Raw genomic sequence first — 21921 nt, 5'->3', positions numbered from 1 at the left:
CTATTTTCGCAGGCCAAGCCGCCCGTACCTCGCGGCCAGCTCATGGTCACGCCGCCGCCCAGATGCGGCACGACGATCGCCACAGGGTGGCCGGTCACCGTTCATGGTCGGGGGCGATCGGAGGTCCAGGGCTTCGTTCCTCAGTCCCGGCCCGCCGAGCATCGTCAGTTGCAGTTTCAGTTGCGGTTCAGGGCCGTTCAAGACCGTCCAACCTGGACCACACATGCCCTCTGACCTGCACTGACACTGAGGTGATCTCAGCGACCTTTCACGTCAGGTGGCCGTGTTCGAAATGGGTGAGGACGAGTGCGGCTTTGACGATGTCCCCGATTTTTGCTGGGGCTGGCGGTGGTGATGTGCTGGAGGGCGCGCCAGTGCTCTGCGAGCAAGGCGAAGCCTCGTTCTCCCAAGCAGCGTAAGGCGCTCAGGAGCGCGTTTGTCGTCTCTCCCGGTCGCGTGCGATTTCCGTCGGACCCGCATGCCAGGATTCCCATGATCTAGCCCTAGAGAGAGCAGGATTTCCGTGAGCGTCTACAGCTGGCTCGATGACACCGCGTTCTGCACAACGCTCGTCCGCGGTCTCACCCCGCACGAGGCGTTGGCCCGCCTCGGCATCGAGGTGTTCGACGGTGACGACGAGGAAGGCGAGATTGAGGAGGGTCTCATCTGTGCCCATCCGGCCGAGGGCGGCACCATCCTGAGCGAGTGGAACGGCTTCGCCGGCACGCTGGACGAGGTGCTGCGGCCCTTGTCGGCAGGAACGGTCACGGCAAGCGTCTTTGTCAACGTGAACAGCGTCGCGTCCTTCGACCACTACGCGGACGGCCGCAAGATCTTGTCTTTCGACCCGCTGATCCCCTACGACGCGGACGACGCCCCGCGAGACTACTTGGCCGACCGGATCGAGCTCGGCCTGGTCCATGGCAAGTCGGAGGGCGGGCTTGCCGCGGCGCTGCAGTTGGCCGAGCGCATCACCGGGGTACGGCCGAACACTTCCAGTCACATCGTGGCCTCCCACGGCGTCCTTGAGTACTGAGCCTTTTCAGGCCCATGTGCCGGGCGTCGTGAGCGCAGTCGACCTGGGACAGCTCGGACTGGGAGCGCGACATCCCAGCAGCGATCTATTTCCCGGTCGACAGGCAGGGGCACGATCTTTTTCCAGGACTCGCAGTGCGTGCTCAGTGAGTGCTCACCCGCCGGTTGGCTACCAGGTTCGAGTCTGCCTGAAGCAGGCCCGTCAGCTCTCATTAGGCTCCCTCATCGAGTACACGACGCTTTATTCGAAGATCCAGGCAGCATGAGTGTCGACCAGGCCGAATCCACCGATGTGTGTCCTCTGCGGGGAGGCCACACATCGTGCATTTATCCATCCAGGGAAAATGAATGCCGCAACTCGTCGAACGACTCCACGAGGTAATCTGCGTGGAACGCAGTCAATTTACTCTGAAAGACCAAGACGGCCTTCTGTACGAGCCGGCAGGATGGCCCCCTTTCTGGGAGATCGCGGCGCGTCTTCCCGAGGGCTCCTGCTTCGAGGCGACCCTGAATTGGGCGATATTCTGGAGCACCTCTCCTTGGCATGAGGCCGGGGTCACGCTGGAGCTATGGGACGGCCCACCCCCCATGGTTCCGGCGTTCTCACATTTTGAGATCGAGGGTGCTGAGTGGGTTGGCGTAGTCGCTGTGTGACCAGCGTTGGCCTGCGGCGATGTTGGGGAAGCCGGCCAGGTGGAGGGCGCCGACGGCGAAGCTGCGCAGTGCGGCCATGACGGCGGGTCCGGTGCCGGTGCGGATGGTGCCGGCGTCCTCGCCGTAGGAGACGTCACGCACGTAGTGACTGGTTTCGATGGACCAGTGTGATCTGACCAGTGTGGCAAGTTGGGCTGCGGTGACCTGGTCGGCGGTCAGACTGGTGATGCCGAGTGCGGCGATCGCCGAGGTGAGTTTCCCCTCCAGGTCATAGACCTCACGGAGGAAGACGCAGCGGTTGGCACAAGCGTGTTCTCGGTCAGCACCTACGGAAGCGACCCGTTTCGATACGCATGAATTGACGGGCGAGGAAACCCAGCGGGGCGATAACCCCAGGTATTTCTCAGTAAAATATCCCCGCGAATTTCAGAGCACAGCAAAACCCGGCATTCCGCGGTTTCGGGAGATTGGCGCCGGGGATACCGCGAAGGTGGGACATAACTGAGGAAATAGTTTAACCATGCATCTATCTCCGGTGATATGAGTGGCAACGTCGCACATCCAGTGGTTTCACGTTGCTTCGGTCAGTTCAGGGTAAAAACGCTCTGGATCGGGTTTCAGCACGTCGGCGCAGTCGAGTCCCAGCCACGGTCGGCGCTGGTGAACGTGCCGGAGCGGCCTGTCACCTTTCCTCCCTTGATGCAGGAGGAGGATCATGTACCCGGCGCAGAAGACCAACCTGGACCACCAGTTGGCCGCCGACCTCGCCTGGCATCCCGCCGGCCCCGCTAAACAGGCGGGCATCCAGGCCGGTGCCCAGGCGCCCGCGACATCCTCGCCTTGCGCGCGCACGACGGCGCGGACGCCGCCCCGCCCTACACCACCACCGGCAAACCCGGCGACTACCGGCCGACCCATCCGGACTTCAAGGCACCGGAGTTCACCCGCTGGGGCAACGTCACCCCATTCCTGCTCCATACCGGCCACCGGTTCCGTGGGTAACCCGGCGTGCCATCTCACAGTGTCGATGCCGATTCGCGCTGATTGGATCGGCACTCCAGCCAGCGAGAGGGACATGAGTATGAGTCACGGTATTCATCCCCGCATACCGCGCTTACCGGCCCTGATCGGCGCACTTGCTCTGATCGGCGCACTTGGTCTGGTCACCGCTTGCGGTGACCCGCCGCACCGCGGCCCGGCGTCCGCCGGGATCACCCCGGGCGCCGGCCAGAGCCTGCCCGGCATGCCCGGCGGCACCGGCCCGGCATCTGCCATCCCGGTGATCCCCAACACGGCCACAGCCGCACCCACAGGCAGCGCGCCGGCCACGCCGGTGGGCCCGAACTCCGTGACGATCAAGAATTTCGCCTTCCATCCCGCTGCGCTGACCGTCAAGGCAGGCACTACGGTGACCTGGATCAACCAGGACCCTGAACCGCACACCGTGACGAGCCAGGGCCAGGGCCAGGGTCCGCTCCGCTCCGCCGCGCTGGCGTCCGGTGCCCGCTACCCCTACAAGTTCACCAAGCCGGGCACCTACAAGTACCTGTGCAGCATCCACCCGTTCATGACCGCCACTGTGACGGTGACCCAGTGACCGGCCCTATCGATCCGCGTGGAGCCGAGCCGACGCCGGAACACGGGATGTCTCGCCGCCAACTGCTGCGCCACGCCGGCTGGTTCGGCTCCGCCGTGGTCTTGACGGTGGCCGACGGCCAAGTGATCAGCAGCATCGCAGGCAGCCAGGACAGCGCCGCCACACAGGCCGCCGCCAACTCTGGCGCGCTGCGGTTCGTGCAGATTTCCGACAGCCACATCGGCTTCACCGGCGCCGCCAACACCGACGTGAACCGAACGTTCACCGAGGCGCTCAATCAGGTCAACAGCCTGGGCTTCCAGCCCGACTTCGTCATGCACAGCGGCGACCTCACCCACCTGTCCACCCCGGGCCAGTTCGACCAGGTCAAGCAGATGTTGACCGGCCTGCGTACCGGTCGCATCTTCACGGTGCCCGGGGAACACGACTCGATCGGCGACGCCGGACATGCGTACCGGCAGCGATTCGGCGCAAACACCCTCGGCGACGGCTGGTACAGCTTCGACACCCATGGCGTCCACTTCATCGCTCTGGTCAACACCCTGCACATGGAGCAACTCGGGCACCTTGGCGCCGACCAGATCGACTTCGTCCGCAAAGACGTCACTGGTCTATCGGCTGACACTCCCATCGTGGTGTTCAGCCATATCCCGCTGTTCGCCATGTACCCGGCCTGGGGCTGGGGCACCGATGACGCCATCAAGGTCCTAGGCCTGCTACGCCGCTTCTCCTCTGTGACCTGCCTGAACGGCCACGTGCACCAGCTGTTCACCAAGACCGAAGGCAACGTCACCTTTCACAGCGCCACCACCACCGCCTACCCGCTGCCCAAACCGGGCGTCGGGCCGGGACCCCTCCCGCAGGTGGTACCAGCCGGCCGCCTCAAGGAGGCACTGGGCATCCGCACTGTCACCTACCGTAAGGGCGCAGGCGGCCTGGCCGTCACCGACCACAAGCTGGCATGAAGGCGTCCGCGGCCCTCGCCACCCGCCTGAGCACGGCCGCCGCCATCGCCGCCAGCGGCTACATCCACGCCGACCTCTACCTCAACGGCGGCTACCGGCACATCCCCATCATCGGCACGGCGTTCCTGCTCCAGGTCGGCGGCGCTTTCGCCGTCACCCTACTGCTGCTCGTCAGCGACTCGGCCATCGTCAGGCTCGGCGCCGCCGCCGTGGCCCTGGGCACGCTGGGCGGCTTCACGCTCTCCCGCACCATCGGGATTTTCGGGTTCACCGAGCACGGATTCACCCCCTCCCCGCAGGCTGCGATCAGCGTGATCGTCGAAGTGGCCGCGCTGCTGCTGCTCGCGGCCCGGCAGCTGGCCATGCGCAAGCCGGCGGAGAGCCTCACGGGTGCCGAATAATCATCCATACTGGTCACGCCGCATGTCGATACTCGTGGCGCGTGCCGCCGTCGATCTTGCCACCGGATGTCAAGGGCGGGTGAACTGGTATCCCGCGCGAGTTTCTGGTACCGAATAGAGGCCACCTGCGGCCGGCTGGATCGCACCGTCGGCGCCTACCCACCTGGGCGTTGCCACTCGCCGGCGGCACCCTGGTCACCCTCATCGCAATCCTGTGGTCCTCAGCGGCCCTCTGGCAGCTGACCCAGCCCTAGCAGTCCCCCACAGAGCGCGAGGTACTCGACCCCGTACATGGCAGGGTTTTCGGGGTTACACGACGTGGGAGGAGACGCCGGTGGACATGACGACACTGGTCCTGACCAGGCAGAGCCTGCATGGAGTGGCCGAACTCGTACTGGCCGGGCCGCAGTACCGCCAAAGCGGCACCATCAGGCTCCGGGCCGTCCCCGGCGGCTTCGCCACCACCAAGCCCCCCGACGTGGCCGTCAACGGAGACCTGCTGCTCACCAGCGGCCGACCGCTCGGGAAGCTGACCGGAGTGACCTACGCCGAACTCGCGGCTGCCGCCGGGATCGTAGCCGGCGCCCCCGAGGGCCTGTACTCCGAGGGCTCCGGGGTCACGGCCGACGACCGCGTACATGTCGATCCGCAGGCGGCAATGGTGATCGCCCGCGCCCTCGGCGACGGTGATGCGGCCCTGCGCAGGCTTGCTCCCGGCATGACGCCGGTGCTCTGGCCGGAGCATTTCGACATCGGCGTCACCCTGGACGAGGTCAACTACGGCGTCTCGCCGGGTGACAGGCACATACCCGAGCCGTACGCCTACGTCGGCCCCGGGCAACCACGAACCGGCCAGTTCTGGAACGTCTCCTTCGGCGCCGCCCGCCCACTCACCCAACTGCCGCACACCGAAGCCATCTACGAATTCTTCGACGAAGGCCGCCGACGCGCTCACGGCGAGGAGCCGTAACCCTCGGGCACCCTGCCGATCCGGCTCGGCGGCGTTCAACGTCAGGTAGAGGATCTGCCGCGCGTGATGGGACCACCGACCCACGCTTGTCAAGCCCGCCCCATGCGCAATAGCGGGGACATGAGGATGTCCTCAGCTCGACCCGCCTGAGTTTTTTCGCAACCATCGACCCCTACGAGCCGAAATGGTCAGCGTCGCGTCCGACGATGGTGATCGCGAGCAGGGGTAGCAACCGCCCAGGGATGGCACCTGAGGGGGTCGCGCCGATTCTGGTGGCGCCCATGGCCAGGTAGAACGGTTCCGCGTTCGGGTCCGCGTCGATGGTCAGGCGCGCGAAGCCGAGGTCCCCCGCAGCGGCGACGGCATGCTCGAACAGGCGGCGGCCGACGCCTTGGCCGATGGCGTCCGGTTCGACGAAGAGCATGCCCAAGGCCCCCTCCGGCGGGTTCCCTTCCAGAGTGGCGAAACCCAGGACGCGGCCGTTGTGTTCGGCCACCATGGTTCGCAGCTTCTCGACCTCCGAGGCCGAGATGGCCAGTTCGTCCCGGAAAGCTGCCATGAATGCCTCGTCGTAGCCCCAGTACGCCTTGGATCGAACCGCCAGCTCGCTCAGGAGGTCCGCCTCGACCACCTGCGCCGCTCTGATCAGCATGATCGCCTTTCGTCATCCCTGGCATCCTCCTCCGCCCGCCGGCGGAGACTTGCCAAAGGCAACTATCCCAGCAACCGGATCGCGGTCGGTGCGGCCAGATGGTCTCCTCGGCGGGATACCGCGAAGCCCCGAGGTCAGGGCGGGGTGACGTCTGCGGAGGCGAGGAGGCGGGCGGCGAGGGCTCTGATCTCGTCGCGTAGTTCGGCGGGGGTGATGACGGTGAACGGCCAGCCGAGGCCGGCGAGCATCTGGGCCATCCCGGCCAGCCGGTCGGCCCTGGTGGCCAGCAGCACCCCGGCGGAGGTCTCGGCCAGGGTCGCCGTGGCGGCGGGGATCCGGGCGGCGGCCTCCTCCAGCGTGGCCTCCAGCAGCACCCTGACCTCGTAGCGGTAGGGCACCGCCGACAGCGATCCGACCACGTGCGCGACCGGGTCGAAACCGTCCGGGGCCGAGAACCTCCGCTCGGTGCGTGCGGCGCTCGCCACCCGGTCCACCCTGAAGGTCCTGATCTCCCCGCTGTCGTGGTCGAGGCCCGTGACGTACCAGCGGCCGGAGTGGAAGACGATGCCGTACGGGTCCAGATCGCGCGTCGAGGCGTCGCCACGCCAGGAGCGGTAGGCCAGCCGGACGGTGACCCGGCGACGGGCGGCGTCGGCGAGGGTGAGCAGCGGGCCCGCCTTCGGGGCGGGTGCCCGCGTCGCGACGCCGGTGTGGCCCAGCGTCTCCGAGATCGCGTCGACGCGCTCGCGCAGCGGCCCCGGGAGCACCCGCTGGATCTTGGCCAGGGCGCTCTCGGTGGCCGTCTCCCCCACCGCCAGCCCGGTCCGCCGTCCGGCCAGCAGCCCCAGCACCACCGCGGTGGCCTCGTCGTCGGTGAGCATCAGCGGCGGCAGCTTGTAGCCGGGCAGCAGCCGGTAGCCGCCGTGCCGGCCCCGCTCGGCCGAGACCGGCACGCCGAGCTCCGACAGCCGCACCGCGTAGCGGCGCACCGTGCGCTCGTCCACCTCCAGCCTGGCGGCGAGTTCGGGGCCGGTCAGGCCGGGGGCGGCCTGCAGCAGCTCCAGCAGCGCGAGGACCCTCGCGGCGGTCATTCGAATTCTCCTCAAAAATCAGGACCGATACTGTCCGGATTCGATTCTAGGCTGAAACCAGACGAACGAAGGAGAGCAGAGATATGAGCACTTACCTACTGGTTCCCGGTCTCTGGCTGGGCGCGTGGGCCTGGGAGAAGGTCACCCGGCCGCTGCGCGAGGCCGGGCACGAGGTCCACCCGGTCACGCTCACCGGGCTCGGCGACAGAGCGCACCTGGCAGGTCCCGGGGTCGACCTGGAGACCCACATCCAGGACATCGTCAACACGGTCGTCTTCGCGGACCTGAACGAGGTGATCCTCGTCGCCCACAGCGGGGCCGGCGCGCCGGTCACCGGCGCGGCCGACCGGATTCCCGAGCGCGTCTCCCGGATCGTCTACCTCGACAGCGGTCCGCTGGCCGACGGCATGACCCAGTTGGACGCCACCGAGCCCGAGTGGCGGGCGTTCATCGAGAAGCGGGTCGCCGAGCAGGGCGACGGGGTGGGCTACCCACTCCCGTCCTGGGAGGAGCAGGAGCGGGCCGGGGCCAGCCTGGAGGGGCTGGGCGAGACCGAGCGCGAGTGGTTCGTCTCCCGCGCGACCCCGCAGCCGTACGGGACGATGACCCAGCCCCTGGCGCTCAAGGGCGGCGCGGACGCGCTGCCCAAGACGCTCATCGCGTGCTCGTTCCCGCTGGAGCAGGTGCACGCCATGATCGCCGCCGGTCACCCGTTCTTCGCGGCGCTCGCCGGGCCCGAATGGAGCTTCGTCTCGGTGCCCACCGGCCACTGGCCGATGTTCTCCAAGCCGGAGGAGACCGCGGCGGCGCTCGCCGCGCTGGCGGTCTGAGACGAAAGCCTGACGGGGCGGGGCGGGGCGGGGTGGGAACAGGAACGGTGGGCGAGGCCGAGAGCGGCCGGCGCGCTCCGCCCGATGCCCCCACGACAGGGCTCGTGGAGGCCCGCCGTGCACACCGGGGGCCTCCACGCTGCGGTTCCGGTGACGGGCCGGGAATTCCGCGAGCACCGAGGCGTGACATTTGTCCCGGGCAGCCCTGGATCGATGGATCTACCTGGGATCCCGCACCCTCCGTAGCGTCTTTCGCATGACGAATGACGCGGTGTCACTCAAGAACGTGACCAAACGTTTCGGGGCGGTACGCGCCGTGGACGACCTCAGCCTCGACATCCCCGCCGGGCAGACCGTCGCCCTGCTCGGCCCCAACGGCGCGGGCAAGTCGACCAGCATCGGGCTGCTGCTCGGGCTGCTGGCCGCCGACTCCGGGACGGTACGCGTGTTCGGGGGCACCCCTGAGGCCGCGATCCGGGGTGGGCGGCTGGCGGCGATGCCCCAGGAGGGCGGCCTCGTCTCCCGGACCACGGTCGGCGAGCTGCTCGGCTTCGTCTCCGGGACATACCGGGCGCCGCTCCCACTACCGGAGGTGATGGCCGTCGCGGGGCTGGAGGAGCTGGCCGGCCGCAGGGTGGAACGGCTCTCCGGCGGCCAGGCGCAGCGCCTCCGCTTCGCGCTGGCGCTGGCCGGGGACCCGGAGCTGATCCTGCTGGACGAGCCGACCGCGGCGCTGGACGTCCGGGCCAGGCGGGAGTTCTGGGAGAGCATGCGTGCCTTCGCCGCGCGCGGCAGGACCGTGCTGTTCTCCACCCACTACCTGGAGGAGGCCGACGAGTACGCCGACCGGGTGGTGGTGATCGACAGGGGCCGGATCGTGGCCGACGGCACCAGCCGGGAGATCAAGCGCCTGGTCCCGCTGACCACGGTCAGCGTCACCGCCACCGCCGGGGACGTCGCACTGCTGGAACGCCTTCCCGGGGTCACCTCCGTGGAGATCCACGGGAACCGCGCCCACCTGCGCACCCGCGACGCCGACGCCACGGTCCTGGCGCTGGCCGAGGCCGGAGCCGTACGAGACCTTGAGGTGGTCCCCGCCGCGCTCGAGGACGCCTTCATCGCACTGACGGGAGTGGACGCCTGATGCTCGGCTACATCCGCCTGGAGATCGCCAGAAGCCGCCGCGACCCGGGATACGTGATCATGGGTTTCACGATGCCCGTGGTGATGTACCTGATCTTCACCAACCTCGGCATAGCGGGCGACGACCGTACCTGGGCCGCCCTGCATGTGATGGTCAGCATGGCCGCCTTCGGCGCGATCGGCTCGGCTTTCAACAACGGCACCGGCATCGCCGAGGACAGGACGGCGGGCTGGCTGCGGCAGCTGCGCATCACTCCCCTGGCGCCGGTACGGGTGATCGCCGGTAAGGCGGGCACCGGCATGCTCGTGGTGCTGCCCGCGATCGCCGGCGTGTGCCTGTCGGCGGCGCTGCTCAACGGGGTACGGCTGGAGATCTGGCAGTGGGCCTCGATCGTGCTCCTGCTCTGGGCGGGTTCCCTGCCCTTCACCCTGCTCGGCCTGGCCATCGGCTACCGGTTCAGCGGCCAGACCGCCGCCGTGCTCAACATCGCGGCCAACATGGCGCTGGCGATCGTCGGAGGTCTGTGGCTGCCCACCGAGGGCTTCCCCTCCTGGTTGAAGACGCTCGCGGAGTGGACGCCGAGCTTCACCTACGCCGACCTGGCGCGGAAGATCGCCTTTGGCCAGGCACCCGGGGCCGGCGTGGCGCTGATCCTGACCGGCTGGCTGGTCGCCTTCGGCGTCCTGGCGGTGTACGGCTACCGCCGGGCCGGGCGCGTGGTGTGAATCGCGCGAGTCGCGTGATAGGAGTGGCCGGATGAGCGGGAGGCCGGAGGTGACGGAGCGGGAGAGGCCGCAAGGGCCGAAGAAGGCGAAAGCGAAACTGCTGGGAGCGGCCAGACGGAAATGGTCGGGGAGGTTGAGAAGGCAGGGGCCCGGGGAACTCGCCTTCTATCCGTGGCTGCTGATCGCCTATCCCCCGATCAGCGACCTCGTGGCGGGGCAGGTGCGGCCGGCGCCGCCGGCCGCGCTGGGCGTCGTCGCCTTCGCCACCCTGTACGTGCTCTGCATCCGGCTGTCCTTCCGTGGCCGGCGACGAGCGGCGGCCGTGGCCCTGGCCGGGCTGCTGGTGGTGATCTTCCTGCTGCTGACCGGGCCTGCGCAGAACTGGTTCTACCTCGCACCGCTGATGACGATCGCCTGCGGGGTCGTGCTGCGCGGCAGGTCCGTCTACCTCCTCCTCACCGTGCTGACGCTCGCGCTGACCGCGGTGATGTGGCGCGCGGGAGCCGGCTGGACGAGCATCTCCCTGGCCACCTGGGGAACGGCCACCGGCGGCCTGGTGGTCAGCGTCGTCCTGAAGCTCTTCTCCGTGATCACCGAGCTCCAGGAGACCCGTGAGGAGCTGGCCCGGGCCGCGGTGGCCGAGGAGCGGCTGCGGTTCTCCCGCGACCTGCACGACCTGCTCGGGCACACCCTGTCGATGATGGTGGTCAAGGCGGAGGCCGTACGACGGCTGGTTCCCCGCGACGCGGAGGCGGCGGCTCGGCAGGCGGCCGACATCGAGACGGTCGGCCGGGAGGCGCTCACCGAGGTGCGGGCCGCGGTCAGCGGCTACCGGGGGCGCGGGCTGGCCGCCGAGCTGGCCTCGGCGCGCACGGTACTGGCCGACGCGGGCATCGCCGCCACGGTCACCGTCTCCGAGGGCCGCCCCGCGCCGGAGGCCGACGCCCTGCTGGGCTGGGCCGTACGGGAGGGCGTGACCAATGTCGTCCGCCACAGCGCCGCCCGCACCTGCGAGATCACCCTGGAGGGCACGGTGCTGGAGATCCGTGACGACGGCCGGGGGGCCGGCGCGGGCGCCCTGGGAAATGGCCTGCGCGGCCTGACCGAGCGGGTCGTCGCGCTCGGCGGAACGCTGGAGGCCGGCGGCGGCGACGGCTTCGCGCTGAGGGTGACGCTCCCATGATCGGCGCTCTTCCACCGGGGAGGAACCTTTCATGATCGCTTGCCCTCCGCCCGCAAGATCGCTGGTTTTCCGCCGAGGAGGAACGCTTTCATGATCAGGGTGCTGCTGGCCGAGGACCAGGGCATGATGCGCAGCGCGCTGGCCCTGCTTCTCGGTCTGGAGGACGACATCGAGGTCGTCGCCACGGTAGCCGGGGGCGACGAGGTCGTGGCCGCCGCGCTGGACACGCGTCCCGACGTCGCCCTGCTGGACGTCGAGATGCCGGGGATCAGCGGCCTGGAGGCCGCGGCCGGCCTCCGGGACCGCCTGCCCGGCTGCCGGGTGCTGATCCTGACCACCTTCGGCAGGCCCGGCTACCTGCGCCGGGCGATGGAGGCGGGCGCCGCCGGATTCCTCGTCAAGGACGGTCCCGTCGAGGATCTCGCCGCGGCGATCCGCCGGGTCCTGGCGGGCGAGAAGGTGATCGACCCCGCGCTGGCCGCCGCCGCGCTGAGCACCGGCGCCAGCCCGCTGACCGATCGTGAGCGGGACGTGCTGGCCGCGGGGGCGGACGGCGCGACGATCGCCGACATCTCGCGGCGGCTGCACCTGTCGGAGAGCACCGTCCGCAACTACCTGTCCGCCGCGATCGGCAAGACCGGCACCCGTAACCGCATCGAGGCCGCCCGCACCGCCCGGCACAACGGCTGGCTCTGAAGGGGGCGGCGACTTGTCACCGGCCGCCCCGGGCTGCCGGCTCAGGGGGCGAGGACGGGCTCCGGGGCCTCTTCCGCGAGCCAGTCGCGCATCGCGCCGTAGGTCTTCTCCGCGATCAGCCGCTGGCCCGCGGCGTTGGGGTGGAAGAAGTCCCACTTGCTGATGTGACTCAGCGTGAACGTCTGCCCGAACACCACGTTGCCGTCGAACCGGCAGTTCGGGCCATACGCCGCGCAGACCCTGGCGAGTGCGGCGTTGAAACCGATCACCCGGGCGCGCACGCGGTCACGGCGGGCCTGGTCGGCCGCCGACGTCGAGGTGGGGCGCGCCAGCATGGTGGGACAGATCCGGCCCACCTCCCAGAACCCGCGGGCCACCAGGTTGTCCCTGCCGGTCTGCCAGAGCCGTCTGATGTCGGGGATGCTCGCCACGAACACCCGGGCGTCGGGCCTGCCCGCCCGCAACAGGGCCAGTGCCCCGGCCACCCGGCTCTCGTAGACGGCCACGGGGGTCATCAGCCGCTCCTCGGACACGCAGACGTCCTGGGCGCCGATCAGGAGCGTCACGTAGTCGGCGCGGTGGCCGACCGCCTGCGTCACCTGCCCGGCCAGGTCGGCACTGGTGGAGCCGGGGACGGCGAGGTTCACATTGTGCCCGGCGAGTGCCACGTCCAGGGCGCGTAGCCTCAGGTAGTGGCTCCTGACATCGCGGTGCTCGCCGGTCGACCAGGAACGCGAGGCGCAGGTGACGTACCACCCGCAGGCGTTGAACCCCGCGCTGATGGAGTCTCCGAGCGCGGCCATGACCACCGGCCGCCAGGGTTGCTCCACCGGTGTCGCCCCGGCCGGAACGGTCCAGGCGGCCGTCAGGGCGGCCAGCCCTGTGAGTGCTGTCACAGTCCTGCGAAGCATGACACCTCCGCTGAGAGATCGCGTCTGCTTCGGATGTATCACCGCAGGCCAGGGCGGCAGGTTCCGTTGACCGAGTGCCTTGGTTTTCTTGACACCGCGTGGCGGCCGTGCTGGCGGGGGGAACCGCCGTCGAACATGTTCAGTTTCCGGCATAGAGTGGCGGGGGTGAGTGTAGCGCTCGGATCAACCCGTCCTCTCGTGGTGAGAACCACCTCCGTCGACGACCCCGGTGACCTGTTCGCACGACTGCCGGAGACCGCGCCCTATGCCTGGGTCAGGCGCGGGGAGGGCCTCGTGGCCTGGGGCGAGGCCCTGCGCCTGGAGGTGCCGCCCGGCCCCCGGCGTTTCGACTGGGCTCGCGACCGGCTGTCGGATCTCTTCGGCGAGGCGGATGTCGACGACGACGTGACGACCCCCGGTTCGGGCCCCGTCGCCTTCGGCTCGTTCACCTTCGACCCGGAGTCACGCGGGTCGGTCCTCCTCGTCCCCCGGACCATCCTCGCCCGCCGCGACGGCCGCGCCTGGCTGACCACCGTCGGTGAGCAGCGGCTCGACACCGTCACCCCGCTCCGCGACCCGGGCAGGATCCGGTACGGCGACGGCAGTCTGAGCGCGCCGGAGTGGGAGCACGCCGTGGCCCGCGCCGTCCGGCGGATCAGGTCGGGCCGGCTGGAGAAGACGGTGCTCGCCCGCGACCTGACCGCCGTCGCGGAGCGGGCGATCGACGTCCGCCTGCTGCTGGCCCGCCTGGCCGGCCGCTACCCGGAGTGCTACACCTTCTCCTGCGCGGGGCTGGTCGGTGCCACCCCCGAACTACTGGTCCGGCGTACCGGGGAGACCATCGAGTCCCTGGTGCTGGCCGGCACGATCGCGCGGGGCAGCGACCGGGCGGACGACATGGCACGCGGCGCGGCCCTGTTCTCCTCGGAGAAGGACCGCTACGAGCACGTCTGCGCGGTCGCGTCGGTACGGGAGGCGCTCGACCCGCTCTGCGCCGAGCTGAAGATCCCCGAGGAGCCCGAACTCCTGGTGCTCCCCAACGTCCAGCACCTGGCCAGCCCGGTGACCGGGCGGCTGTCGGCGGGGATCTCGGTCCTGGACGTGGTGGCGGCCATGCACCCGACCGCCGCCGTCGGCGGCACCCCGACCGGGGCCGCGCTCGGCGTCATCCGCGAGCTTGAGGGTATGGACCGCGCCGGATACGCCGGTCCTGTCGGCTGGATCGACGCGCGAGGGGACGGCGAGTGGGGGATCGCGCTGCGCTGCGCCCAGATCGAGGGCCCCCGGGCCCGGCTGTTCGCCGGGTGCGGCATCATGGGCGACTCCGACCCCGCGTCCGAGCTCGCCGAGGCCCAGGCCAAGCTCCGGGTGATGCAGTACGCCCTGGAGGGCTGACCGCCGCCGCGCGGGGCGCCCGGCCGGAGGCCGGGCCAGGGCGATCATCCCTGAACAGGTAATTCCCACCCGGCTGGTCGGCGGCAGCCAGATAGGCGTACCCTCACAAGGGCAACACATCGGACATTTCCGGCAAGAAAACGACACTTTCTTCTACTCGCTGTTCTCTCGTCGCCGCACGGCCGGCTCGCTCGCCGGGGAGAGGAAGACCATGGCGTTACTGACCACCGACCGCCTCACGGTACGCGACTGGAGTCCCGAGGACGCCCGCGATGCTCTGGCCATCTACGGCACACCGGAGGTCACCCGGTGGCTGTCCCCGGCGATGAACCGGCTCGACGGTGAGGGGGCCATGCGGGCCACGCTCGAGGCATGGGAACGCAACCGTGAAACCCTGACGCCCCCGCTCGGCCGCTGGGCGATCGTCCGCAACTCCGACCAGCGGATCATCGGCGGCCTCTCCCTGAGGTACCTGCCGCCCGACGAGGAGGACATCGAGATCGGCTGGCAGCTCGCCCCCGACTTCTGGGGTCACGGCTACGCCACCGAGGCCGGCCGCGCCCTGGCCGGATGGGCCTTCTCCATCGGTGCCCACGAGCTCGTCGCGGTCGTGCGGGTGAACAACGAGCGCGGTGCCGGCACGGCCAGGCGCATCGGCATGCAGTGGGTCGGCGAGACGGACAAGTACTACGAGACGCGCCTCAACGTCTACCGGCTCTGGCCCAGCGACCTCACCTCGGCCCAGGAGGACGAGCTCCGGCTCTGACCGGCGGGCGTCCCGGGGCGGCCGCCGTATCCTCGATCTTCGACCGGCCGGGATCCGGCGTCGGGAGCCGAGATAGCGCAGCACGGCCAGGACACGGCGGCTGTAGCCGGTGACGTGCAGCAGCCCGCTCACTGGCGCTACAGGACAGGGGGGCGACGCTGGAACTTGATGTGGAGGATGTCGGGCCGGAACGTCGCCACGGCGTACACCGCGGTGTGCCCCCTGACCGTATAGATCGTCTGCCAGGTGCGGACCACCAGCGTCGAGGAATCGACGTCCAACAACTCGGAGATCCTCTCGTCCGGCACCAGTGGCTCCAGGTAGGCGTCGGCGTGACTCAGGGGTATGCCGAGTTGCTGCGCGAAGTACGCCTGGATGTCATCGCCCACCCCCTGAGGGTCGATGGAGACTCCGTCGAGCAAGGCGGGCAGGAACTCGTGGACCCACACCACGGGGATCTCGTCGGCGAAGTAGAGCCGGTCGGTCTTCCAGACCTCGCTTTTTCGCGGGACATGCAGGGCGGTGGCGACCTCGTCGTCCGCCGGCACCTTCCCGTGGGGCTGCTCGACGATGCGGCACACACGTCCGGCAGCGGTGAGCAGCGTCTCGACGGACACCAGGTCCGAGAGCGTGTACTCGATCTGCTCGGGCCGCTTCGCCATGAAGGTGCCTATGCCCCACCGGCGAACCACGAGCCCACGGACACGTAACTCCTCCAACGCCTCGCGGAGCGTGTTGCGTGAAACCCCGAGGTCGGAGGCGAGGGTCACCTCGGGGGGCAGCTTGGAGTCGGCGGGGAATCGTTCGAGCAGTTCCCGCACGAGGGCGCTCCGCTGAGTGCGCTGCACTGATCGCGTCGCAGGTTGTGATGGCATCAGGCCCACCCTTCCTTGCTTCCGGTCACACCACTACTGCCCATCCGACAGCACCGATTCTGCCGGAATGAATATTGACGAGGTAGAAGGTCCAACCTATCCTGATGGCCTTATCAGCGGCAACTTGACGCCACCGCTCATCGGAGGCGTCGGACATGCCGGTCGGATAGGAGTTGAGCGGCGATGAACAGATCGACCGAGCGTGAAAAATCAGACACACTACCTAACACCGGTGACCGCGAGGCACTCGCCCTTGACCGGGTCACCGTCTCCTTCACCGTCGGCGGTGACAGGATCGTCGCTCTTGACGACGTGAGTTTCGAGGTCGAGCACGGCGGGTTCCTGTCGGTACTCGGCCCTTCCGGCTGCGGCAAGTCCACCACACTGCGCCTCATCGCCGACCTGCTGCATCCCGGGGAGGGAGAGCTGAACGTCCTGGGCGACAGCCCAGGCACCGCCCGGGCGCATCGGCGCGTTGGCTTCGTGTTCCAGGACGCCACCCTGCTGCCCTGGCGGCGAGTCATCGACAACGTGCTCCTACCGACCCAGGTCGGGCCATCGCGCGTGCGCGGCAAGCTCGGCATGTCGCCGGACGAGGCTCTCGCCGTGGTCGGGCTCACCTCCTTCTCTCAGGCGTACCCGTCCCAGCTCTCGGGAGGAATGCGGCAGCGGGTCGCCATCGCGCGGGCGCTGGTGACCAAGCCCGACATTCTCCTGATGGACGAGCCGTTCGGCGCCCTGGACGAGCTGACCCGCGACCGGCTGAATGTCCAGCTTCTGGACATCTGGCAGGCCAGCAAGACGACGATCGTCTTCGTCACGCACTCGATCCCGGAGGCCGTGTTCCTCGGGCAGCGCGTGATCCTCATGTCCTCCAGACCGGGTCGCGTCAGGGCGACGGTGGAGGTGCCTCTGCCGTACCCCCGCGAGTTGTCCTTGCGAGACAGCCCCCAGTTCACCGGCATCGTCGCCCAGTTGCGGCGCCTGCTCACCGAGGAGGAACTGTGACCGTCCAGTCGGGCACTCGTGAGCACGGCCGCCTCCAGGAAAAAAGGAGGTCGAAGAAGCGGTCACCGATCGCGCGAACTCTCGTACCGGCCATGGGCTTCGTCCTGTTCGTCGCGCTGTGGGAAGCCGTGGTTCGGGCCTTTGCCGTGCCCGTCTACCTGGTGCCGGCCCCCTCGGAGGTCTTCACCGCTTTTGTCGACAACTGGGAACTCATCTACTCCAACACCGGTCAGACCGCGCAGGAGGCCTTCCTAGGCTTCGCGATCGGAAACGCCGCGGCCATCGCGCTGGCCGTCGTCTTCGTGATGAGCCCGTTCCTCGAACGACTCACCTTTCCCATCGTGGTCGGCCTGCGCACGGTCCCGATCATCGCCATCGCGCCGATCCTCATCATCATCTTCGGCAACGACGCCACACCCAAGATCGTGATCGCGGCGTTGATCTCGTTCTTTCCGACGCTGGTCAACGCGATCGTCGGCTTCAAGAACGTCGATCCCAAGATGCTGGAGCTCATGGCGATCCTCTCGGCGCGGCCGTGGGAGACGTTCCTGCGGGTGAGGGTGTTCAGCGCCCTTCCCTTCATCTTCTCCGCACTGAAGATCGCAACAGGGAACTGCGTGCTCGGCGCCGTGGTGGGTGAGTGGATCGGCGCGGACAGGGGACTCGGCTACCTGATCATCCAGTCGACGTTCGACTTCAACACGACACTGCTGTACGCGACGATGTTGGTCGTCTCGATACTCGCGATAATCGCCTTCGGGCTCGTCGCCGTCGCCGAGAAGCTGATCGTGCGCTGGGAGCAGGAGCCGGCGCGATGACCTTCGAGGAAGAGTTCCGCGGCGTCATCGGCACCTCCGTCACCGAGTCCACGCCGTGGTGGCCCGAGACTCCCAGCCACTCAAACCGGCCCAACATCGTCGTGATCGTCCTCGACGACACCGGATTCGCGGACCTCGGCTGTTACGGATCGGAGATCAGGACGCCTAACATCGACCGGCTCGCCTCCGACGGCCTGCGCTTCAGGAACTTCCACACCACGCCACTGTGCTCCCCGACCCGGGCGGCCCTCCTCACCGGCCGGAATTCACACAACGTCGGTATGCGGTTCCTGTCCGAGGTGGACACCGGATTTCCCAACTGCCGTGGCCAGATCTCCGCCACCTGCGGCACGCTCGCCCAGATCCTTGACACGAACGGTTACGCGACCATGGCGGTCGGCAAGTGGCACCTCGCGCCGCTGACGGAGACCTCGCACGCCGGCCCCTTCCACAACTGGCCGTTGGGCCGGGGATTCCAGCGTTTCTACGGCTTCATGGGCGGGGTGACCGACCACTACACACCGGAGCTCGTCCGGGACAACACACGGATACGCCGGGACTTCGGCGACGACTACCACCTGTCCGAAGACCTGACCGACGAAGCCGTGCTCTTCGTACGCGAACAGACCTCACTGGCTGCCGACCGGCCGTTCTTCCTCTATCTGGCCTTCGGCGCGACCCACGCGCCGTTTCAGGTGCCGGTGCACCTGGTCGAGAAGTACGACGAGGTCTTCGCGCACGGCTGGGACCGGGTTCGCCTGGAACGCCTCCAGCGGCAGATCGAGCTTGGGATCGTTCCACAGGGGACGGAGCTGTCAGAGCGGCCCCAGGACATACCGGCCTGGCATGACCTCGACGACCGGCAGCGCCGCGTCGCCACCCGGCTGCAGGCGACCTACGCGGCCTTCCTCGAGCACACCGACACACAGATCGGACGGCTGCTCGACGCACTGGGCGAATGCGGCGTTCTCGACGACACGATGATCGTGCTGCTGAGCGACAACGGTGCCAGTCACGAGGGCGGGAGCGGCGCCATGCAGGTGCTCGCCCCGTACAACGGCCTGTCGGAGGAGCTGTCCGAGTCGGAGCGCTTCCTTGAGTCAGCCGGGGGCAGGACGACCGCCCCGCACTACCCGGCAGGCTGGGCCATGGCGAGCAACACCCCGTTCCGGCGTTACAAGCAGTACGTGGACGGCGGTGGTGTCAACACGCCGCTGCTGGTCCGCTATCCCCACAGGATCGGAGACGCCGGGGCGGTGCGGACGCAGTTCGTGCACGCCATCGACATCACCCCGACGATCCTCGACGTCGCCGGCATCGACCCGCCGAGGTCGATCGCCGGTGTGCTGCAACGTCCGATGGACGGGCGGAGCGTCGCCGCCGTACTCGACGATCCGGACATCCCCGCAGGCCGCCGAACCCAGGCATTCGAGATGTTCGGTCACCGGGCGCTGGTGCACGAGCGATGGAAGATCGTCGCCGAGCACGTGACGGGTGAGGACTACGCCCAGGACCAGTGGCACCTGTACGACCTCCACACCGACGTCTCGGAATGCCACGACCTCGCCGCCCAGCAACCTCGTCTCGTCGAGCAACTGGCCGCACTCTGGTGGCGGGAGGCCGAGGCCAACGGCATCCTCCCGCTGGACGACCGTCCCATGCGCGACATGCTCAACGGCGGCCACGTCGCCCCCGCCTACCGACGCACCCGGTGGACCCTGTATCCGCCGACCTACGTTCCGTACGGCCTCGCCCCCAACCTGGCGAGGCTTGCCTGGAGCTGCCGGGCAGACCTGCTGGCCGGGGAGGGCGACGGGACGGTGTTCGCCCAGGGCAGCGCGCTCACCGGGCACGGGCTCGGCATCATCGACGGGATCTTGGTCTACGAGTACAACGCGCTCGGCCACCGCACCCGTGTCAGTGCCGGGATGCCCGTTCCCGCCGTCCCGGCGCGAGTGGAGATCTCGTTTCGCCCCGCGCGGGAGCAGGGCGGCAGCGTCCGGCTGCTCATCGACGATGTGACCGTCGGCGAGGGACGTATCCCCCTGACGCTCAACAACGTCTCGTTCCTCGGCCTGGCCGTTGGGCGTGACAGCGCCTCACCGGTACTCAGTGGTGGGGTGCTGGAGCGTCTGCTGCGACTGGACCTCAGACTGCTTGAGGAGCGTCCCACATGACCGGGCCCGCTGCCGCCGAGGGAATGGTCTGGATTCCCGGCGGCAGAACCATCGTGGGGTGTGACACCGCGTATCCGGAGGAAGCCCCCGCGCGCGAGGCGCTCGTGGCCGGCTTCTGGATGGACCCCTGCCCGGTGACAAACCGGCAGTTCGCTGAGTTCGTCGAGGCGACAGGCCATGTCACCGACGCGGAACGTCCGCTGGACGCGAGCGTGTACCGCGACCTGCCTCCTGACCTGCGAGCCCCCTCCTCTCTGCTCTTCACTCCCGGTGACCATCCAGTCGACCTGCACGACGCCTCGCAGTGGTGGCAGGTCGTACCGGGCGTCACCTGGTATCACCCCTCAGGGCCGGGCAGTGACATCGCCGGTGTGGAGGACCATCCGGTGGTCCACGTCACGATCGAGGACGCCCGCGCCTACGCGCGCTGGCGAGGAGCCGAGCTCGCCGGCGAGGACGAGTGGGAGCACGCCGCGCGCGGAGGTCTGCACCAGGCGCGCTACGAGTGGGGCGACGAGTTCACCCCCGGCGGGGAGCACCGGGCGAACACCTGGCAGGGCCGATTCCCCTGGGAGAACCTCGCCGCGGACGGCTGGGTGGGGACCTCCCCCGTCGGCTCCTACCCGGCAAACCGGTACGGCCTCCACGACATGACGGGAAACGTGTGGGAGTGGACCACCAGCTGGTGGACCGCCACCCGCCGGTCAGCGAAAGCCCCGTCACCCTGCTGCGGCACCCCGCGAGTTCCGGACGACGCGTGGGATCTCGCGATGCCACAAGCCCATATTCCGCGCTTCGTCATCAAGGGCGGCTCGCATCTGTGCGCCCCCAACTACTGCCGACGCTACCGACCGGCAGCTCGCAGTCCCCAGGCCGCCGACACGTCGAGCTCACATCTCGGCTTTCGGTGCATTCTCCGTACGGCCTCTCCTTTCATGAGAACACCCCCAGAGGACACCCATGTCAAACAATGATCTCTCCCGGCGCTCCGTGCTCAAGACAGCGCTCGCAGGCGTCACCGGGCTAAGCTCAGCCACTCTGCTCGCGGGTTGCGGGCAGGACCGTCGCGACGCGGGCACACAGAACACCGCCGCGCCCGGCGCGAAGAATCTCTCCCTGCAGCTCGCCTGGCTCGCCAACGTCCAGTCGGCCGGCGAGATCGCGGCCGACAAGCTCGGGTACTTCAAGGAAGTCGGGCTGACGGTCGCCACCCGGCCAGGTGGCCCGAACGCCAATCCGATCCCGCTGGTGGCGGGGGGAAACTCCCTGGTCGGAATCACCTACGCGCCCGCGCTGATGTTGGCGCGCAGTCAGGGCATCCCCGTCCGCTGTTTCGGCGCCGCGATGCAGAAGGCGCCGCTGGCCTACTTCTCCCTGAAGAGCAGCGGCATCACCGACGTGAGTCAGTACAAGGGCAAGAAGGTCGGGGTGCAGGTCGGTGGAGAGCCCCTGCTCTCCGCGCTGCTCCGCAAGAACGGCCTGGACCTGTCGGACGTCGAACTGGTCAAGGTCGGTGCGGACACGACCCCGCTCATCACGGGGCAGGTAGACCTCTTCGCCGCCTGGGTGCTCAACCTCCAGCAACTGGCTCCCGCCAAGGAGAAGGGCCTCAACCACCAGACCCTGTGGGACAACGGCGTGCGCATCCAGTCCAACTACTACATCGCCACGGAGGAAACCCTCACCAACCGCCGAGACGAGCTGGTCGCCTTCCTCGAAGCGGTCTCCAAGGGATGGGCCTACGCGATCGACAACCCACAGCAGGCGGTCGACATGGTGGCCGAGGCCGCTCCCGGGCTTCAGAAGAAGCACGAGCTTGAGGAGATCAAGACCCTTCTTCCTGACTTCCTCTACGGACCCCAGACCCAGCAGCACGGATGGGGGTGGATGGACAAGGCGCTCTGGAAGAGCGCGCTCAGCGAGTACCAACAGCTCGGTGTCCTGAAGAAGCCGGTCAGCGTCGACGAGATCGCGACCTGGGAGGTACTCAACGGCGCTACGGGGCGTGTACGACGCTAGGAGGCGTGG

General features: G+C 68.6%; 24 protein-coding genes. 19 read left to right on the top strand and 5 right to left on the bottom strand.

Annotated elements, in window-relative coordinates; genetic code table 11:
* Positions 1-523: 523 nt before the first annotated feature.
* Positions 524-1036, top strand: a complete 513-nt coding sequence (locus ACWD3H_RS33305; protein ID WP_451957800.1) for a DUF6461 domain-containing protein — start codon at positions 524-526, stop codon at positions 1034-1036.
* Positions 1037-1638: 602 nt separating this feature from the next.
* Here the strand turns inward: ACWD3H_RS33305 and ACWD3H_RS33300 are convergent.
* Positions 1639-1830 carry a hypothetical protein gene (locus ACWD3H_RS33300; protein ID WP_451957799.1) on the bottom strand — a complete coding sequence of 64 codons (192 nt, stop codon included), beginning with the start codon at positions 1828-1830 and terminating at the stop codon, positions 1639-1641.
* Positions 1831-2529: 699 nt separating this feature from the next.
* Between ACWD3H_RS33300 and ACWD3H_RS33295 the strand changes: the two genes are divergently transcribed.
* The 6 genes from ACWD3H_RS33295 to ACWD3H_RS33270 all read left to right on the top strand — a co-directional run bounded on the left by ACWD3H_RS33295 (position 2530) and on the right by ACWD3H_RS33270 (position 5622).
* Positions 2530-2691 carry a hypothetical protein gene (locus tag ACWD3H_RS33295; protein ID WP_451957798.1) on the top strand — a complete coding sequence of 54 codons (162 nt, stop codon included), beginning with the start codon at positions 2530-2532 and terminating at the stop codon, positions 2689-2691.
* Between the two features lie 25 nt (positions 2692-2716).
* A complete protein-coding gene (locus ACWD3H_RS33290) occupies positions 2717-3286 on the top strand; it encodes a plastocyanin/azurin family copper-binding protein (RefSeq protein ID WP_451957806.1) in 570 nt (189 codons plus the stop codon).
* Positions 3287-3408: 122 nt separating this feature from the next.
* Positions 3409-4251, top strand: a complete 843-nt coding sequence (locus tag ACWD3H_RS33285) for a metallophosphoesterase family protein (protein ID WP_451957797.1) — start codon at positions 3409-3411, stop codon at positions 4249-4251.
* A complete protein-coding gene (locus tag ACWD3H_RS33280; RefSeq protein WP_451957796.1) occupies positions 4248-4652 on the top strand; it encodes a hypothetical protein in 405 nt (134 codons plus the stop codon). The genes ACWD3H_RS33285 and ACWD3H_RS33280 overlap by 4 nt, the downstream gene beginning before the upstream one ends.
* An 89-nt stretch (positions 4653-4741) precedes the next feature.
* Positions 4742-4906 (top strand): DUF6529 family protein, encoded by a 165-nt coding sequence (locus ACWD3H_RS33275; RefSeq protein WP_451957805.1) that lies wholly within the window; start codon positions 4742-4744, stop codon positions 4904-4906.
* Between the two features lie 86 nt (positions 4907-4992).
* The gene (locus tag ACWD3H_RS33270) at positions 4993-5622 is read left to right on the top strand and encodes a hypothetical protein (protein ID WP_355557339.1); all 630 of its coding nucleotides are present in this window, start codon (positions 4993-4995) and stop codon (positions 5620-5622) included.
* Positions 5623-5794: 172 nt separating this feature from the next.
* On the opposite strand, the gene ACWD3H_RS33265 is transcribed toward ACWD3H_RS33270, so the two are convergent.
* The gene (locus ACWD3H_RS33265) at positions 5795-6274 is read right to left on the bottom strand and encodes a GNAT family N-acetyltransferase (protein WP_451957795.1); all 480 of its coding nucleotides are present in this window, start codon (positions 6272-6274) and stop codon (positions 5795-5797) included.
* Between the two features lie 134 nt (positions 6275-6408).
* A complete protein-coding gene (locus ACWD3H_RS33260; protein WP_451957794.1) occupies positions 6409-7365 on the bottom strand; it encodes a helix-turn-helix transcriptional regulator in 957 nt (318 codons plus the stop codon).
* Between the two features lie 83 nt (positions 7366-7448).
* On the opposite strand from ACWD3H_RS33260, the gene ACWD3H_RS33255 reads away from it, so the two are divergent.
* From ACWD3H_RS33255 to ACWD3H_RS33235, 5 genes are all read left to right on the top strand, one after another.
* Positions 7449-8195, top strand: coding sequence for an alpha/beta fold hydrolase (locus tag ACWD3H_RS33255; protein ID WP_451957793.1), 747 nt, complete (start codon positions 7449-7451; stop codon positions 8193-8195).
* Positions 8196-8451: 256 nt separating this feature from the next.
* Positions 8452-9339, top strand: a complete 888-nt coding sequence (locus ACWD3H_RS33250) for an ABC transporter ATP-binding protein (protein WP_451957792.1) — start codon at positions 8452-8454, stop codon at positions 9337-9339.
* Positions 9339-10064: an ABC transporter permease gene (locus tag ACWD3H_RS33245; RefSeq protein WP_451957791.1), complete on the top strand. Its 726-nt coding sequence runs from the start codon at positions 9339-9341 to the stop codon at positions 10062-10064. Before ACWD3H_RS33250 ends, ACWD3H_RS33245 begins: the two co-directional genes overlap by 1 nt.
* Positions 10065-10095: 31 nt before the next feature.
* A complete protein-coding gene (locus ACWD3H_RS33240; RefSeq protein ID WP_451957790.1) occupies positions 10096-11247 on the top strand; it encodes a sensor histidine kinase in 1152 nt (383 codons plus the stop codon).
* Positions 11248-11337: 90 nt separating this feature from the next.
* Positions 11338-11943 carry a response regulator gene (locus ACWD3H_RS33235; RefSeq protein ID WP_451957789.1) on the top strand — a complete coding sequence of 202 codons (606 nt, stop codon included), beginning with the start codon at positions 11338-11340 and terminating at the stop codon, positions 11941-11943.
* A gap of 41 nt (positions 11944-11984) precedes the next feature.
* Here the strand turns inward: ACWD3H_RS33235 and ACWD3H_RS33230 are convergent, their stop codons facing one another.
* On the bottom strand, positions 11985-12839 hold the full coding sequence (locus ACWD3H_RS33230; protein ID WP_451957788.1) for an SGNH/GDSL hydrolase family protein: 855 nt from the start codon (positions 12837-12839) through the stop codon (positions 11985-11987).
* 180 nt (positions 12840-13019) lie between these two features.
* Here ACWD3H_RS33230 and ACWD3H_RS33225 point away from each other — a divergent pair, with 180 nt between their 5' ends.
* Positions 13020-14249: an isochorismate synthase gene (locus ACWD3H_RS33225; protein WP_451957787.1), complete on the top strand. Its 1230-nt coding sequence runs from the start codon at positions 13020-13022 to the stop codon at positions 14247-14249.
* Between the two features lie 211 nt (positions 14250-14460).
* Positions 14461-15015, top strand: coding sequence for a GNAT family N-acetyltransferase (locus ACWD3H_RS33220; protein WP_355557367.1), 555 nt, complete (start codon positions 14461-14463; stop codon positions 15013-15015).
* 137 nt (positions 15016-15152) lie between these two features.
* On the opposite strand, the gene ACWD3H_RS33215 is transcribed toward ACWD3H_RS33220, so the two are convergent.
* Positions 15153-15890, bottom strand: a complete 738-nt coding sequence (locus ACWD3H_RS33215) for a GntR family transcriptional regulator (protein WP_451957786.1) — start codon at positions 15888-15890, stop codon at positions 15153-15155.
* Between the two features lie 183 nt (positions 15891-16073).
* On the opposite strand from ACWD3H_RS33215, the gene ACWD3H_RS33210 reads away from it, so the two are divergent.
* From ACWD3H_RS33210 to ACWD3H_RS33190, 5 genes are read left to right on the top strand one after another with little or no spacing between them, the layout of a single operon-like run.
* Entirely contained in the window at positions 16074-16898 is an 825-nt protein-coding gene (locus tag ACWD3H_RS33210) for an ABC transporter ATP-binding protein (protein WP_451957785.1), read from the top strand.
* On the top strand, positions 16895-17716 hold the full coding sequence (locus ACWD3H_RS33205) for an ABC transporter permease (RefSeq protein ID WP_355557375.1): 822 nt from the start codon (positions 16895-16897) through the stop codon (positions 17714-17716). Before ACWD3H_RS33210 ends, ACWD3H_RS33205 begins: the two co-directional genes overlap by 4 nt.
* Complete coding sequence (locus ACWD3H_RS33200; protein ID WP_451957784.1) at positions 17713-19893, top strand: arylsulfatase; 2181 nt, start codon at positions 17713-17715, stop codon at positions 19891-19893. The genes ACWD3H_RS33205 and ACWD3H_RS33200 overlap by 4 nt, the downstream gene beginning before the upstream one ends.
* A complete protein-coding gene (locus ACWD3H_RS33195) occupies positions 19890-20867 on the top strand; it encodes a formylglycine-generating enzyme family protein (protein ID WP_451957783.1) in 978 nt (325 codons plus the stop codon). The genes ACWD3H_RS33200 and ACWD3H_RS33195 overlap by 4 nt, the downstream gene beginning before the upstream one ends.
* Entirely contained in the window at positions 20854-21912 is a 1059-nt protein-coding gene (locus tag ACWD3H_RS33190; protein ID WP_451957782.1) for an ABC transporter substrate-binding protein, read from the top strand. The genes ACWD3H_RS33195 and ACWD3H_RS33190 overlap by 14 nt, the downstream gene beginning before the upstream one ends.
* Positions 21913-21921 lie beyond the last annotated feature (9 nt).

This window comes from Streptosporangium sp. NPDC002607, assembly GCF_053592655.1.
The sequence above is the reverse complement of the archived record's forward strand: the minus strand, read 5'-3'. Positions and strand labels throughout refer to the sequence as shown.

What these genes read in the sequence shown, in the direction of transcription:
- ACWD3H_RS33250 (WP_451957792.1), top strand. Translation starts at nt 8,452, where the DNA reads ATGACGAATGACGCGGTGTCACTCAAGAACGTGACCAAACGTTTCGGG.
- ACWD3H_RS33220 (WP_355557367.1), top strand. Translation starts at nt 14,461, where the DNA reads ATGGCGTTACTGACCACCGACCGCCTCACGGTACGCGACTGGAGTCCC.
- ACWD3H_RS33210 (WP_451957785.1), top strand. Translation starts at nt 16,074, where the DNA reads ATGAACAGATCGACCGAGCGTGAAAAATCAGACACACTACCTAACACC.
- ACWD3H_RS33255 (WP_451957793.1), top strand. Translation starts at nt 7,449, where the DNA reads ATGAGCACTTACCTACTGGTTCCCGGTCTCTGGCTGGGCGCGTGGGCC.
- ACWD3H_RS33270 (WP_355557339.1), top strand. Translation starts at nt 4,993, where the DNA reads ATGACGACACTGGTCCTGACCAGGCAGAGCCTGCATGGAGTGGCCGAA.
- ACWD3H_RS33240 (WP_451957790.1), top strand. Translation starts at nt 10,096, where the DNA reads ATGAGCGGGAGGCCGGAGGTGACGGAGCGGGAGAGGCCGCAAGGGCCG.
- ACWD3H_RS33215 (WP_451957786.1), bottom strand. Translation starts at nt 15,890, where the DNA reads ATGCCATCACAACCTGCGACGCGATCAGTGCAGCGCACTCAGCGGAGC.
- ACWD3H_RS33245 (WP_451957791.1), top strand. Translation starts at nt 9,339, where the DNA reads ATGCTCGGCTACATCCGCCTGGAGATCGCCAGAAGCCGCCGCGACCCG.
- ACWD3H_RS33280 (WP_451957796.1), top strand. Translation starts at nt 4,248, where the DNA reads ATGAAGGCGTCCGCGGCCCTCGCCACCCGCCTGAGCACGGCCGCCGCC.
- ACWD3H_RS33190 (WP_451957782.1), top strand. Translation starts at nt 20,854, where the DNA reads ATGTCAAACAATGATCTCTCCCGGCGCTCCGTGCTCAAGACAGCGCTC.
- ACWD3H_RS33265 (WP_451957795.1), bottom strand. Translation starts at nt 6,274, where the DNA reads ATGCTGATCAGAGCGGCGCAGGTGGTCGAGGCGGACCTCCTGAGCGAG.
- ACWD3H_RS33235 (WP_451957789.1), top strand. Translation starts at nt 11,338, where the DNA reads ATGATCAGGGTGCTGCTGGCCGAGGACCAGGGCATGATGCGCAGCGCG.
- ACWD3H_RS33260 (WP_451957794.1), bottom strand. Translation starts at nt 7,365, where the DNA reads ATGACCGCCGCGAGGGTCCTCGCGCTGCTGGAGCTGCTGCAGGCCGCC.
- ACWD3H_RS33195 (WP_451957783.1), top strand. Translation starts at nt 19,890, where the DNA reads ATGACCGGGCCCGCTGCCGCCGAGGGAATGGTCTGGATTCCCGGCGGC.
- ACWD3H_RS33290 (WP_451957806.1), top strand. Translation starts at nt 2,717, where the DNA reads ATGCCGATTCGCGCTGATTGGATCGGCACTCCAGCCAGCGAGAGGGAC.
- ACWD3H_RS33200 (WP_451957784.1), top strand. Translation starts at nt 17,713, where the DNA reads ATGACCTTCGAGGAAGAGTTCCGCGGCGTCATCGGCACCTCCGTCACC.